Origin of the sequence: Planctomicrobium limosum (assembly GCF_051465645.1) — a bacterium.
Classification (GTDB): Bacteria; Planctomycetota; Planctomycetia; order Planctomycetales; family Planctomycetaceae; genus Planctomicrobium.
On sequence record NZ_CP195790.1, the window covers coordinates 4,804,759 to 4,819,221 of the forward strand.

The window sequence follows — 14,463 nt, forward strand, 5'->3', positions numbered from 1 at the left end:
TCAGCGGTGCGTGAAGTTTGTTTCGTTGATGCCAATATTCGCTTTGGGACCAGTGCTGTCGGTGATGGCAGTACTGGTCTCCTTGCTGTTCAGGACCGCTGGTGAAGTGGCAAGCTGCTTTCGGTTTGCGGTCTTTGTCTGGAAACGATTGAAGTCTCCTGATTCATGTTTGAATTTCATCTCGATCACACTGATTCCAATTCTGGTGCCCGACTCGGTCAATTTGTGACCCCGCACGGAGTCGTGGAGACGCCTGTCTTCATGCCGGTTGGAACACGGGGAACAGTGAAGGGGGTTTGGCCTCACGAGTTGAAGTCCATTGGCTCGACGATGATTCTGGCGAACACGTATCACCTGGCGTTGCGGCCGGGAGAAAGTGTGGTCAAAGATCTCGGCGGGCTGCACGGATTCATGAACTGGGATGGCCCGATTCTGACGGACAGCGGCGGATTTCAGGTCTTCAGTCTCGCCGACCTGCGGCAGATGGACGACAACCGAGTGGTCTTCAAGTCGCATATTGACGGAAGTTTGCTGGATCTGTCTCCCGCCCGGGCGATGCAAATTCAGGAGGATCTCGGGGCAGACGTAATCATGTGTCTGGATGAATGCCCCCCGCATGATGCTCCGATGTCGAAGTTGCAGGCGGCGGTGGATCGGACGACTCGTTGGGCCCGGATTTGCCGGGATTCTCATAAGCGGGAGGACCAGGCGCTGTTTGGAATCGTGCAGGGGGCGACGAACCCTCAGATGCGCGAGCGTTCAGCCGAGGGATTGCTGCCTCTCGACTTCCCGGGTTACGCCATCGGAGGCTTGAGCGTCGGAGAAGCGCCGGCTGATATGTATTCGACGCTGGACGTGACCGTCCCGTTTCTCCCAACAAACAAGCCACGGTATCTGATGGGAGTCGGTCGCCCTATCGATATTATTGAAGCGGTGTTACGCGGTGTCGATATGTTTGACTGCGTGATGCCGACTCGAAACGCTCGAAATGCAACCGCCTTCACCAGTCACGGGCCGGTGAAGATGCGAAATGCGAAATATCAGCGGGATCCGCGGCCTTTAGACGAGAATTGTGCCTGTCCGACCTGCCAGCAGTTCAGCCGTGGATACCTGCGGCACCTCTTCCATGTCGGAGAAATGTTGGGACCAATGTTGCTTTCGGTACACAACCTTGCGTACTACCAGCAACTGATTCGCGACCTACGGGAGGCGATTAAGTCAAACTCCGCGCAGGAGTTTCGGCTTGACCATCTTGCCCGTACGGCGGCCGGTCCCTAAACTGGTCGCTTCATCTGTGCCTCTGGATGGATAGTGAGGCACAGATTGAGTTCGGATTTTGGCTCCATTTTCTGTTCGTTTGTGGTTTTTCGCAATGATTGAATGTCTGGGTCGATGCACTGTGCTGGCGGCTGATGCTGCACCTGCGGGTGAACCAGGGATGGGGCAATTTCTGGTGATTATGACCGGTGGTCTGATCATTATGATGATTGTGCAGATGCTGTTTGGGCGCGGAGACGTGAAAGAACGGAACCGCCGTGAACAGATGATTGCCAACCTGAAAAAGAACGATCCGGTCGTGACGATTGGTGGGGTTCTGGGACAGGTTGTCAGTGTTTCGGAAGATAAAAAAGAAGTCACACTTCGTGTGGACGACAACACACGAATCAAGTTTCAGGCAGGCGCCATTCGAGAATCTCTCGCTCCACCAGCTGCGAAAGCAAAAGCTGGCGAGTAACGTTTGGTGTCAGGAATTCCTTTGTCAGATGCTGACAAAGGCGATTTGAAGAAAACGACGTCAGGTGTGCGCGTTCGGGTCAGTTGTACACACCACTTGTTGTAAAGAGATCAACGCAGCAAGACGCTGGCAAAAGAGACAGGGACGGAGTAACTCGGGATGAATTCGCTCAGTATGAACCTGCTGCTCGCTGCTGAAGAGACGGTTGCAAAAGCCGCTGAAACCACGACCAACACCACTGGCGGAGCCGTCTCCGACTGGAAAGGGTGGATTGTCTTCCTGGCAATCCTCGCCGTGGTCGTTGTGCCATTCCTGGTTGGGAATCTGATTGCCAAAGCCCTGCGGATGCGGGACTACGGAACCAAGATTGGGATCGTGCTGTTCGCGCTCGTATTGGCGATCTGGCCATTTGCGACGCGTATGATTATTGGTGAGGATCCTCGAAATGCGATCAGTCTCGGGATCGACCTCGCTGGCGGAACCAATATGGAATTCGCCGTTGACCGTGCCGCTGCAGAAGCAGCCGGCAAGGAAATCAACAGCGAAATCATGGACAAGATGGTCGGGGCCGTCAGTAAGCGTGTGAACGTGACGGGGACTGAGGAAGTCAGCGTTCGTCGCGTTGGTGCCGATCGAATTGAAGTGATCGTTCCCGGTGCAGATCAGGAAAAGATCGAAGCGACCAAGCGTAAGATCGTCGACCTGGGGAAACTTGAGTTTTCCGTTCTCGCGACAACCGTCGATCACGCTGACCTGATTCAGCTGGCAGATCGCCTGGGGGATGACGTCAACGAAATCAGCCGTAATGGACAGCTGATTGGAAAATGGCGTGCTTCTGCGATTGATTCGACAACCGGCCTGCCAAAGATCAGTGCCGACTCAACAAATCACACACGTACAGTTGAACGCAATGGCGAACAACTTGTTCAGTATCTGGTCGTTGTCGATCCGGATCCAAAGCAGCGAATCGATGGGGAATTGCTGCGAAGTGTCCGAGAGACCGTGACAGAACGTGGATTGGCCGTTGGCTTCACGTTCACTGATCGCGGTGGACATTTGATGCAGCAGTTGACTTCGCTGTATCAGCCACGTCCAGGTTCAAACTTCCGTACTCGGCTGGCAGTGCTTCTGAATGAAGAGATTCACTCCGCACCAACCATCAACGCTGTGATCGGTTCGACAGGGGTGATCGAAGGTCAGTTTACCCAGACTGAAATTGATGAGCTGTTGGGCGTTCTCGACGCTGGTGCTCTTCAGGTTCCTCTGATTCGCACACCAGTGAGCGAGTTCACTGTGAGCCCGTTGCTGGGGATTGACGTTCAGCGTAAGGGGACAATCGCGATGATTGTCTCTGTCATCGCAGTTCTCGTCGTGACCTTGGTTTACTACCTCAAGGCCGGCTTCATCGCCGATATCTGCTTGATCCTGAACCTGATTCTGGTTCTGGGGGCAATGTCTCTGATTGATGCCACTTTCACGCTTCCAGGTTTCGCCGGTCTCGTTTTGAGTATCGGGATGGCGGTCGACTCCAACGTTCTGATCTTCGAGCGTATGCGTGAAGAACGTCAACGTGGTTCCAGCCTGCGAATGGCAATCAAGAACGGCTTCGAAAAGGCTTTCGGAACAATCTTCGACTCCAACGTGACAACATTGATCACTGCTGTCGTGTTGTATTACGTCGGTACCGAACAGGTGAAAGGATTTGCTGTCACACTGTTTATCGGGATTGTGATCAGTATGTTCACCGCGGTTTATGTCGGTCGTCTGATCTTCGATATTGCTGAACATAAGCGTTGGTTGACCGACGTGAAGATGTTGAACATCGTGCCAAAAACCAACTTCGACTTCGTCTCGATGAGATGGACGGTTGGTGGGTTGTCGGTCCTGCTGATGCTGGCCGGACTGGCACTGGTCGCTGTTCGCGGTGCAAACAATCTGGACATCGACTTCCGTGGGGGATCGATGGTCAGCTTCAAGTTTGAAGGCGACGCGCCATCTGCTGATCAGGTGCGTGAAGCTCTCGACAAGAAGTTCGAAAAGTCGCTGTCACTGGAACGTCTAACTTTGGATTCAACTGCAAATAAGCAGGTCTTGTTCCGCATGCGAACGATTGAATCGAACCCACACGTCGTGAGCGAAAAAATTCGCGATGCGTTTGCTGATAGCCCGTTGAAACTCGTTCAACAGACAGTTCAGGCTTCTGCACTGACTGCGATTCCAGCGGCTGAACCAGCTAAGACGGAAGAAGGAAATGAAGTTCCTCCAGCAGTGGTTGATCCATTCGCCGGTGGACAGGACGTGACCTTCAAACTGTCGCAAGCAGTTTTGCCAGAATCAATCGCAGAGCAGGCTGCCGCTTACCTGAAGGATGTGACCAAACTTGAAGGGGCCAGCAAGCTGGTCAGTGCTGATGGGGTTGGTCAAGAAGGCGGAAAAGTCGAAGAAGTCCGACTGCGATTTGCTCAGGGTGTGCCAGTTGAAGCCGCTCAGGGAATGGTTGACGCCTATGTCAAAGAATGGAATGGTCTGCCTCACTTCGATGAGATCAATACCTTCGATTCCGCAGTTGCTGGCGATACTCAGAAGGCAGCTTTCTGGGCAATCATGATGAGTCTGGCATCGATCGTGGCCTACTTGTGGGTGCGATTCCAGCACGTGACATTCGGTCTGGCCGCTTGTGTTGCTCTGATCTTCGATGTTCTGGTGACCCTGGGACTTCTGGCGGTCGGTGCTTACCTGAGTGGAACTCCGATCGGAACGTTGTTCATGCTGGACGACTTTAAGATCAACCTGACTGTCGTGGCATCGTTCCTGACGATCATCGGATACTCCCTGAACGATAAAATCGTGGTCTTCGACCGCGTTCGTGAAGTCCGTGGACGTAATCCGCTGTTGACCAACAAGATGGTGAACGAGAGCTTGAATCAGACTCTGTCACGTACATTGCTGACTGCGACCACAACCATGATCGTGTTGCTGGTGATGTATGTCCTGGGCGGTGACGGGATTCATGGATTCGCGTACTGTCTGTTGCTGGGGATTATCATCGGGACATTCAGCTCGATCTTCATCGCCAGCCCGGTCTTGCTGTGGTTGACGAATCGCAATCCAGCTCCAGCATCCGCAAGCAACGCTGCGTAGGGTTTTCATCCTGCGAGAGAATTTTGGGGATGTTCAGACTTTGATCGGTCCTGACGAACAACAGCTCGGCCTGAGTATTCAACAACCTTGGGCCGAGCTGATTTTGCAGGGTGTCAAAGTGATCGAGATTCGGAATCTGCCGACTCGAATTCGTGGTCGCGTTTATTTGTACGCAAGTAAACGATTTTCGTCGTTGCCTTGTACGCAACAGGTGTGCGACGACTACAATCTGGTTCGTGAGTCGTTGCCACGTGGCTGTATAGTGGGCACGATCGAAGTTCTTGATTGCCGTGCCTCTCGTCCGGAAGACGCCCCGCTGGCGTGCGTTCCGCCGATGCTGGTACAAGAGAAATACAGTTGGTTATTGGGTGGCGCAGTGCGCTGTCCTCAATTGTGGCCGGCTCGATATCCGCCGTTTGGTCCGTGGTTTTACCCGTTCCAGCGTCGCGGAACATCGCCCCGCCCGCGGAGTCGTCATGGGGGAACTTGATCTCGTCGCTATTGCTGCTTTCGGCATGGAGGCGATCGTTGTACGTGAATTGAAAGCCTTAGGGTATGAGAACGCCACTGTTGAAGATGGGCGGGTTCATTTCCGTGGCGACTTCAGTGCCATTGCGCGGACGAATCTCTGGTTGCGCTGTGCTGAACGAGTTCAAATTGTTGTCGGGGAATTCGAAGCCCGCAATTTTGATGACCTGTTCGATACGGTGAAAGAGTTGCCGTGGGAACAGTGGTTGCCGGTTGATGCTCAGTTTCCGGTTGCCGCTCGTTGCGTTCGTTCTTCGATTCGAAGTGTTCCCAACTCTCAGAAGATGGTGAAACGCGCAATTGTTGAACGCCTTCGCAAGGTGCATTCACGACATTGGTTTGCTGAGACGGGGATTGAATTCAACATCGAAGCGAGCATGATTGGCGACCGTGCGCTGTTGACGATCGATACAACTGGGGATGGGCTGCACAAACGCGGTTACCGGAAGTTTTCTGGTGGTGCTCCTTTGCGAGAGACCGTTGCTGCGGCAATGGTGATGTTGAGTTATTGGAAGCGTGACCGTCTTCTGGTCGATCCATTCTGCGGAAGTGGAACGATTCCAATTGAAGCGGCGATGATCGGACGCAACCTTGCTCCGGGACGGGTTCGAAATTTCGCTGCTGAAGAATGGTCACAGATTCCGCGATCGGTCTGGAAAGAGGCCCGACAGGAGGCTCGCGATCTTGAGGATCGTCGACAGTTTGCGATGCCGATTATCGGGACGGACTGGGACCGCGATGCCATCAAGACCGCGAGGATGAACGCGAAGATTGCTGGCGTTGAGACGGACATTCATTTCGAGAAAAAAGACTTCGTTGAGTTTCCGACCAATCGTGATTTCGGGGTGGTGATCTGCAATCCACCGTACGGAGAACGAATGGGAACTGAAGAAGAGGTCTGCGAGCTGTATAACGATATGGGCGAGTTACTTTGCCCGCTTGATAGCTGGTCGTTGTATATCCTTACGGCCTACGAGCGTTTTGAACGAGAATTCGGGCGACGTGCTGATCGTCGTCGCAAATTGTTCAATGCTCGAATTCCTTGCACGCTCTATCAATATCTGGGGCCAAAGCCGCCGGGGATGGAGTCAACTGATGAGGATGATTCTTCGGATTCGGATTCGGGTTCGGAACCAGAATCGAGAGACGAGTAAGGTTTGCGAATTTGTTGCTGACAGGCATCTGGCCCTGCTTCTTCACTTGTGAGGATGCAGGGCTTTTCGCTGTGTGATGTTTCCTGAATCGGATTTGAGGCGTCGGGACCCGGGATTGATCTTTTAGAAGCCTCGTTTTTACGGCAAATCCATCTATGATCAGTTAGCATTTCCCGCAGGCTGACAGATTCGTGACATTCTTGGTCTTCCAAGTTTTCAATTCACGATAAACTGATTGCTGGCTGTGCAAGAAACGATTCCCCTGTGGAGTCGTTCGGGATAGTCCGTTCCGATGTTCGAAAGCGGCGTGATATGAGTTCCGTCAATCGAAACGTCATTATCTTCGGCACTCTGCTGATTCTTGTTGGTCTCAGTCTGGTGGGCTGGGAGCTTGTGACAGGAATGTTCTTCCGCAGAACGGGCCCCATGGGGTACGCCGCTGTTTTGGCACTAGGCATCTCGTGCTCAGTCTGGGGATTGAAAGATATTGTGTCCCAGATCTGGCCGCGCCTTGCGGCTCGGGGATACTACTTCCGGCTTCCCAGAGAAGGACTTGTCTTTCTCATTCTGACAGTCTTCATCTTCAGCGGATCAATTCTTGGACGATCCAACATGCTGATGATGGTGTTCTCGCTGATGGTCGGTGCTTTTTTGATGAACGGATGGCTGACGTTCGTCATGTTACAGGGAGCGTTGACCAGAAGAGCAATTCCTCCCCGTACAATGGCCGGTGAACCAGTGGGAGTCGCATTGTCACTTGAGAACCGTGTTCCATGGATCTCTGCTCGACTGATGATGGTGACTGATACTGTGAGTCATTCGTCTCAATCACTTGATCCGGAAGTCCTCTTTGTCCAGGTCCCTCCGAAATCGAAGGGGACTGGACATTATCATTTCGAACCAAGGCAACGGGGACGCTATCAGTTCTCTCGTATTGATATTACGACCCGTTTTCCTTTGGGGCTGGTGCAACGTGGTGTCCATCGTGATCAGTTGCAGGAGATGCTGGTCTATCCACGCATCGGACACTTGCGACCCGGCTGGACACGTCAGCGAGCCAATTCCGAAGAGCTTTCGAATCAGTCGCGTGGATCTGCCGGAACGTTTCAGGATGAGTTTCATCAGCTGCGAGAGTATCGGGTTGGTGATGATCGCCGCATGATTCACTGGCGGACATCGGCTCGGCTGGATGAGTTGATGGTTGCTGAATATCAGGAAGTTCGAGACCGCGATCTCTACCTGATTGTCGATGCCTGGTTGCCGGCGAATGCCAGTTCAGTTGAGATCGAGAATTTTGAACGCGGTCTGCGGTTTGCCACAACGGTTTCGATGGAGTCGTTGCATGCCAACAGGCACTCATCGTTATACGTCGAACTGCTTGGCGATGAACCGTTCAGCTGGCATGGTGATGTCGAACGCGATCCAGATCCGTTGCTCGATGCGTTTGCAGTTCTGACTGCGAATCATGAAGACTCGCTGGATCACCTCCGTCAGCTGATCTCGACTGAACGAATTCGTTCGCGTCGCACGGTCATTGTGACGCAACGTCCGTTGGTCATTCAAAAGCTGTTGTTGAACTGGGAGGATGGCGTTCCTCCTGATGTGGAAGTGTTAGGGAGCAGTCAGGCGGGACTGGCCGAAGTTTTCGCGGATTCGGATTGATTCGACTCAGTTGATCGACCGGACGATCTTTCGTTTCGCGAATCAGAGTTATCGAAAGTAACGCCAATGCTTGTGATCTTTCAGTTCAGTGTCACGCTCCTCGTTTGTGTTACGAGTTTGATTCTGGCCGGCTCAGAAGAGTCGATCTGGCCGGCGATGACCGTTGTTGTGGCGGTGATCTCGTTGTGGTTTGTTGACCGCATGAAGCTGTTCGCCCTCAGTCCATTGGGGGCGACTGCCTTATCGCTGTTGGCGTTCGTGGTCGCGATTTTAGAGTTTAATTTCTTCCGTCAGCAATCAGTTCTTGGGGTGGGTGGTCACCTGCTGGGATATCTCATTCAGATTTTCCTGCTGCAGAAGAAGACCGGAAGGCACTATCTCTGGATTTTTGCATTGTGTCAGATGCAGATTGCAGTGGCGTCGATGTTGACGTACTCAATCTGGTTCGGTGTCGGGCTTGCCGCATATGGATTGCTGGCAATCTGGACGATGTCAATCTTTCTGCTGTATCGCAGCACGCGATCACTTCCATTGCCTGAGCTGGTTGACCGGGTCACTGGCGATCAGCCTGCAAGTGCTTCCACTGCGATCGGGCAAGTCTGGAACGGTGTCGCACATGGGCCAAGTACTCGTCTGATCTCGGCACAGTTCATGGGGAATACCCTATTTGTCTTCGTGCAGACATTACTGATTGGCGCACTCTTCTTTCTGCTGATTCCTCGCGTCTGGGCGAATTCGTCGCTGCTGGCAGGGTTAGGTCAATCACGGCAGGCGTTAACCGGTTTCAGCGATGAGGTTCGACTGGGGGATCTTGGTGAGATTCTTGAAGACGATAAGGACCTGATGAAAGTTCAGGCCTATCACGCAAGTACGAATTTGCCGCTGTCCAGAGAAGATGCAGAGCGGCTGTTTGGCGATGAGCCATTGTTTCGGGGTGCCGTTCTCGAAATCTATGAAGGAGGGCGCTGGCGCGGTCGACGACAAGAGGCCTATGCGGGCATCTCCTTCGGCGCGAGAGAGGGGAGCATTCGTATTCAGTACGATGTTCAACCTTTATCAGTGGAGAATATTTTCACCTTTGGCAATGTCCTGGCAGTACAGTCCGAGAATACTCGGCAACGTGTCATGATGGGCGTGTATTCCAACGTCGTCAGGCGAAATCAGAATAGCAATTTCTCGCAGCCGTATACTTATTTTCAGTACACAGACGGCGCCCCCTCTGATACCTGGTTTGCTCAATGGCGAAAACGCTATCTGGAATCTGAAGGAGATGCTCCGCTTCCATTACATGGCCAATTCTCACCTGAAGAATATGCCCGTTATTTGCATTTGCTGTCACGTGTTCCCGAACAATGTGAGCAACTGACTGCGGTGGCAGAACGGGTCGTCGGCAGCGAGAAGGACCACGCAAAGATCGCCAAGAGAATTGAAGACTGGTTCACGAATTACGGCGGGTTCAAATACACCTCGAAGTTGACCGTCATGGATTCAAATCTTGACCCCATCGTTGATTTTGTGGTGAACCGACGCAAAGGGCATTGCGAATATTTTGCGTCTGCTATGGCAGTGATGTTGCGAACCCAGGGGATCCCAACACGTGTCATCACTGGCATGAAGGGGGGGATTTGGTCTCCCCGAACGAGTGTTCTGACTGTGAAACAGCTGCATGCACATGCGTGGGTGGAAGTGTTTCTGGATGGGAAATGGATCACTTTCGATCCCACTCCCGCGGAGCGAGACATTGATGTGCAGAAGATGCAGGGAGTCTCTGGTGGTTGGGGAATCCTGTGGTTGGATGCGGAAACGGCGTGGGCCAGACTCGCCAATCTGTCGCAGGAAACCCAGCAGACACGGATCTACCAGCCGCTGTATCAAGTCGCTTTGGAAACTGTTGAGACGACGAAATCCCTGTTCGAAGGGGACTCTGCATTGCTTCATCGAATCCGGGATATCGTGATGTATCCGGACCGCTGGTTCAGCTGGGAAGGGGGAGTCCTGGCTGCTGTTGTGATGCTGCTGTTGTCTGGCTTGTTCTGGCTCGGGCGATTGTTGTACCGGATTTACGTACGCTGGGGGAATTTGAACAACAGTGAGTCAGACGCAAAGCAGCGCGCCCAGAGGATTGTTCCGTTCTATGAGCGCTTTCTGGCGATCCTGCGGAAGGAGGGAATTGAACAGAGACCAACGCAGACCGCGCGAGAATTTGCTGATATGGCATTACATCAACTCCACTCCCGACTGAAGGCCATGAACCAATCTGAGGCGACCTTACAGTTAATCGAAACCTTCTATCAGGTGCGATTTGGCGGGGTGTCACTGAACTCAATTGATTTAGGACATCTTGAACAACAATTAAATCAACTTGATGCGGTTTTGAGTGAGAAGAATGAGGTCGCCAAGTGAACCGCCGATACGACTATACGTTGCCGTCATTTGGACTGATCTTCCTGATTCAATCTCTGGTGCTGCTTGTCGGGATGAACTTGGTGAGCGTGCTGCTGGTCTGGTGGTCCGGGCTCCAGCCGTTTGCAAGAGTGCATTTTGAAGTAAACGCGTTTCTGGTTGGGACCGTTGCTGCATTCATCATGATGGTGATTGCAATGATGGCGAAGGATGTCAGAAAGCAGGCCGAGCAGATTATGGGCCCATTTCTTAGTGAATGTCATTGGATGACATTACTACTGCTCTCAATTGGCGTGGGCTTCTCGGAAGAACTGTTGTTTCGTGGTGTCCTCGAACCATGGGCTGCTCGCATTGATCCCATAGGTGCGTTGATTGCAGTGAATGTTTTGTTTGGCCTGTTGCATGCTGTTTCGTTTCAGTATGCGATTCTGGCGGGAACCTTAGGCGTTGCGATGAGCCTGCTGGCAATGGGGCCAGGTGGTGACAATCTGCTTCGTCCGATGGTCACACATTCTGTGTACGATTTTCTGGCGTTTCTGTGGATTGCTCGCAACTATCGCCTGACTCATCCAGTGGAACCCGAGGCGACTGCGGAATCAGAGGATGATCCAGCGTTTGCGGAAACGACAGCCGAACTGGTTGATACAACAAAGGACGTTGACTGGCCGTAAATGCGAATTGCAAAGCTGGCAGATGAATGCAAGATGGAAGTCGGTCACGCTATTGCACTGGCCTGCGACGTGAATTTCAGGAGAAGTGTCCCCTTGTTGGTGCAGGAGTGTCTGGCGTCTGCCTGGCCGTTGTGGTTTGGGATCAATTGCAGAGTTACGTTGAATCTTATTTAGTCTGAGAAGCAGGAGGCGATCGGTGAAGCATGTTAGCCCTGCGTATAGCATCACTATTCGTATTAAATACCGTGATCAACCTGGAGCGTTGGGGCGTTTGACCTCCGCGATCGGGCAGATCGGTGGATCATTGGGAGCAGTCGACCTTGTTGACAGTCGTGATGGGGTGATTACCCGAGATTTGACCATCTCGGCGACCGACGTTGAGCATGGCGAACAGATCGTCAATGATGTTAAGCAACTGAGCGATGTCACTGTTGTGCATGTCTCGGACCGCACCTTCCTGATGCACCTGGGAGGAAAGCTCGAGGTGAAATCTCGAGTGCCGATTAAAACCCGCGACGATTTGTCGATGGCGTATACGCCGGGTGTCGCCCGAGTCTGTAAGGCGATTGCTGATGATCCTGACGCGTCACTGAATTTGACAATTCGTCGCAATACGATCGCAGTTGTCAGTGATGGATCGGCCGTGCTGGGATTGGGAAACATCGGTCCCTATGCGGCAATGCCAGTGATGGAAGGGAAGGCGATTCTGTTCAAGGAGTTTGCCAATGTCGATGCATTCCCAATCTGTCTGGCAACGCAGGATACAGAAGAAATTATCCGCATAGTCAAAGCGATTGCTCCGACGTTTGGCGGCATCAATCTGGAAGATATTTCTTCGCCACGATGTGTTGAAATCGAAGAACGTCTTCATGCAGAGCTTGATATTCCCGTCTTCCACGACGATCAGCATGGAACGGCAGTGGTCGTACTGGCGGCCTTGATCAACGCGCTCAAGGTCGTTGGAAAGCAGATGGATCAGATTCGAGTGGTGATTAACGGGTCCGGTGCTGCCGGAGTCGCAATTGCCAAGCTGCTGCTGTCTGTCGGCGTGAAGCACATGATTGTGTGTGATCGCCAAGGGGCCATTCACCGCGGTCGCACCGATTCCATCAACTCACTCAAAGTCTGGCTTGCAGAACACACGAATGAGGAACAGCGTCAGGGGGCGCTGAGCGATGTGATTTCTGGAGCGGACCTGTTTGTCGGTGTCTCTTCTGCTGGGGCGTTGAAGCAGGAGGATGTGGCGAAGATGGCGAGTGATGCCATCGTGTTCGCGCTCGCAAATCCTGACCCGGAGATCATGCCTGAAGATGCTGCTCCGTATGCGAGAGTCATGGCCACCGGGCGTTCTGATTATCCAAACCAGATCAACAACGTTCTTTGCTTCCCCGGCCTGTTTCGGGGGTTGCTGGATGTCCGCGCGAAGAACGTGAATGAAGAGGTGAAGATTGCAGCAGCGTATGCGATTGCGAATGTGATTTCTGAGAACGAACTCCACACAGACTACATCATCCCGAGTGTGTTCGACCGGCGTGTCGCGACAGCGGTATCCGAGACGGTCGCTCGTGTTGCTATTGAGACTGGAATTGCCAGACGCAGTCAGGTTCCACAGTCAAGCACGTAGTACGAGTTCAAACACTCGCTGTGATTGTGAAGTCGACTGAAACAAAAATCCCCCGGAGTGCAGTGGAAGAGACCGCACTCCGGGGGATTTGTTTTGGTGGCATTTAATTATTTGACTTGAGATCGGATCAGGCGGGGAGATGCTGGAAACGATGACTCTGCGTCGGCGATCACAGTAGGTTGACCTGGGATTCCGTCGGTAGCCAATGGATCAGCGATCGGTCGAGCCAGTGTAGGAGTCAGTTCTCGAAGTGGACTCGACATCGGGACCACGGTGAAGGTCGGTTTGCAAGCTGGAGGCGCTTCCGGAATGGTTGTTGCAACCGGAGGCGCGACCGCTGTCGCTGGTGTTGAAGCGATTGCTACGACAGGTGCTTTCGTTTCTGCTCGTGTTGCTTCCGCTGACTTTGGTTCCGGCTTCACTGTGGCAACGACTTTGGCAACTTCAGTTGTTTGAGTGGCCACTGCAGTGACGGGATTCGATGGAACGGCTGCAATTGGCTTGGCGGCAACTGCTGCGACAGGTTTCGCTGCGACAATGGCGGCAGGTGCAGGTTGTGCCATTTCAGCTGGCTTGGCGGCGATCATTTGCTCAGACGCTGCCGTTGGAGTGGCCTCTTTCGGGGCGGCCGCAACTGCTGCCACCGCTGCTTTTTCAATTGTTGCAGCGACTGCGACGGGAGTTTGTTGAACAGGTGCGACTGTTGGGGCGACTTTCACTTCGACTGGTTTGTTCGCGGCAAGAATTCTCTGCTCTTCGCGCTTGGTAGCGAGCAAGGATTCCTTTTCGACCCGTTGGAGGAAGACTTGTAGGTTTTCAGGGATGGTCACGTTTGCCGCAGAGTCTTTGGTCGGCAAAATCGAATCGAAGAGTGACTTCATCCAGTTCTGCTTCTCAGTGGGAGCGGAGTCCGGTTCAACCGCGTCCAACACCGCGGAAGCACTTTCAGGAAGGACCTCGGACACAGGTTTTGCAACCTGCATCGCAGGTGTCTTCTTTGAGATCGTTCGCGGAATCAGCTTTGTTGTCGGGGCTTCAACTCCATCTGGAATCGGCGTCACGATTGCCAGGGGCATGACCTCAACTGCTGCCACTTCTGTTGTGATCTGTGCAGTTGGTGGATTCCGATACGGACTAGCTCTGTGGTTGATTTGCGGAATCGCGTTGAACTGTTGGAAGCGTTCCGGCTGTGCAGGCAGAGAAGGGTGCTGAATCCCTGCTGGAAGGACCGGAGTTTGGCTTTCGCGTGGAATATCGCGGGTCAGTAATTCCTGGTGCCCCGCCTTGACCATGGCTTCCGAGAGCTCCGGGTAATGTTGCCATCGCGCAGGATTCCAGCTTCGAGCGTCGACATAGATGCTGCGAAGCGGCGGCTGGTGGACGCGTGAGACCAACAGAAGACGTTCTGGTGTTCGGACAAGATGATAGTGCATCGCCATCAGTCCGGAGGTGCCGCCAATCAACAAGCCTAGTACAAATGATTTAATCATTGTTCACTTCCAGAAAAACATGACGAATCCCGTTCGGCGAGTCATTTCTCGTCAA

General features: G+C 53.0%; 11 protein-coding genes. 9 read left to right on the plus strand and 2 right to left on the minus strand.

Features of this window, described 5'->3' with window-relative positions:
• Positions 1-180, minus strand: a complete 180-nt coding sequence (locus SH527x_RS18160) for a hypothetical protein (RefSeq protein WP_437192096.1) — start codon at positions 178-180, stop codon at positions 1-3.
• Here SH527x_RS18160 and tgt point away from each other — a divergent pair.
• From tgt to SH527x_RS18205, 9 genes are all read left to right on the plus strand, one after another.
• Complete coding sequence (gene tgt / locus SH527x_RS18165; protein WP_437192097.1) at positions 166-1,278, plus strand: tRNA guanosine(34) transglycosylase Tgt; 1,113 nt, start codon at positions 166-168, stop codon at positions 1,276-1,278. The two genes, SH527x_RS18160 and tgt, sit on opposite strands and share 15 nt — an antisense overlap.
• Positions 1,279-1,372: 94 nt before the next feature.
• On the plus strand, positions 1,373-1,735 hold the full coding sequence (gene yajC / locus SH527x_RS18170; RefSeq protein ID WP_437192098.1) for a preprotein translocase subunit YajC: 363 nt from the start codon (positions 1,373-1,375) through the stop codon (positions 1,733-1,735).
• A 159-nt stretch (positions 1,736-1,894) separates the two neighbouring features.
• A complete protein-coding gene (secD, locus tag SH527x_RS18175) occupies positions 1,895-4,876 on the plus strand; it encodes a protein translocase subunit SecD (protein ID WP_437192099.1) in 2,982 nt (993 codons plus the stop codon).
• Positions 4,877-4,916: 40 nt separating this feature from the next.
• On the plus strand, positions 4,917-5,366 hold the full coding sequence (locus tag SH527x_RS18180) for an ASCH domain-containing protein (RefSeq protein ID WP_437192100.1): 450 nt from the start codon (positions 4,917-4,919) through the stop codon (positions 5,364-5,366).
• Positions 5,353-6,558: a THUMP domain-containing class I SAM-dependent RNA methyltransferase gene (locus tag SH527x_RS18185; RefSeq protein WP_437192101.1), complete on the plus strand. Its 1,206-nt coding sequence runs from the start codon at positions 5,353-5,355 to the stop codon at positions 6,556-6,558. The genes SH527x_RS18180 and SH527x_RS18185 overlap by 14 nt, the downstream gene beginning before the upstream one ends.
• Positions 6,559-6,870: 312 nt before the next feature.
• Positions 6,871-8,220 (plus strand): DUF58 domain-containing protein, encoded by a 1,350-nt coding sequence (locus SH527x_RS18190; RefSeq protein ID WP_437192102.1) that lies wholly within the window; start codon positions 6,871-6,873, stop codon positions 8,218-8,220.
• Between the two features lie 66 nt (positions 8,221-8,286).
• Positions 8,287-10,623, plus strand: a complete 2,337-nt coding sequence (locus SH527x_RS18195) for a transglutaminase TgpA family protein (protein ID WP_437192103.1) — start codon at positions 8,287-8,289, stop codon at positions 10,621-10,623.
• A complete protein-coding gene (locus SH527x_RS18200; protein ID WP_437192104.1) occupies positions 10,620-11,294 on the plus strand; it encodes a CPBP family intramembrane glutamic endopeptidase in 675 nt (224 codons plus the stop codon). The genes SH527x_RS18195 and SH527x_RS18200 overlap by 4 nt, the downstream gene beginning before the upstream one ends.
• A 196-nt stretch (positions 11,295-11,490) precedes the next feature.
• Entirely contained in the window at positions 11,491-12,918 is a 1,428-nt protein-coding gene (locus tag SH527x_RS18205) for an NAD-dependent malic enzyme (RefSeq protein ID WP_437192105.1), read from the plus strand.
• A 107-nt stretch (positions 12,919-13,025) separates the two neighbouring features.
• Here SH527x_RS18205 and SH527x_RS18210 read toward each other — a convergent pair whose 3' ends face one another.
• On the minus strand, positions 13,026-14,408 hold the full coding sequence (locus SH527x_RS18210; RefSeq protein WP_437192106.1) for a hypothetical protein: 1,383 nt from the start codon (positions 14,406-14,408) through the stop codon (positions 13,026-13,028).
• Between the last annotated feature and the right edge of the window lie 55 nt (positions 14,409-14,463).

Bases quoted from the DNA above. Each gene is read 5' to 3' on its own strand.
- SH527x_RS18160 (WP_437192096.1), bottom strand. From the start codon at position 180: ATGAAATTCAAACATGAATCAGGAGACTTCAATCGTTTCCAGACAAAG.
- secD (WP_437192099.1), top strand. From the start codon at position 1,895: ATGAATTCGCTCAGTATGAACCTGCTGCTCGCTGCTGAAGAGACGGTT.
- SH527x_RS18190 (WP_437192102.1), top strand. From the start codon at position 6,871: ATGAGTTCCGTCAATCGAAACGTCATTATCTTCGGCACTCTGCTGATT.
- SH527x_RS18185 (WP_437192101.1), top strand. From the start codon at position 5,353: ATGGGGGAACTTGATCTCGTCGCTATTGCTGCTTTCGGCATGGAGGCG.
- SH527x_RS18195 (WP_437192103.1), top strand. From the start codon at position 8,287: ATGCTTGTGATCTTTCAGTTCAGTGTCACGCTCCTCGTTTGTGTTACG.
- SH527x_RS18210 (WP_437192106.1), bottom strand. From the start codon at position 14,408: ATGATTAAATCATTTGTACTAGGCTTGTTGATTGGCGGCACCTCCGGA.
- tgt (WP_437192097.1), top strand. From the start codon at position 166: ATGTTTGAATTTCATCTCGATCACACTGATTCCAATTCTGGTGCCCGA.
- yajC (WP_437192098.1), top strand. From the start codon at position 1,373: ATGATTGAATGTCTGGGTCGATGCACTGTGCTGGCGGCTGATGCTGCA.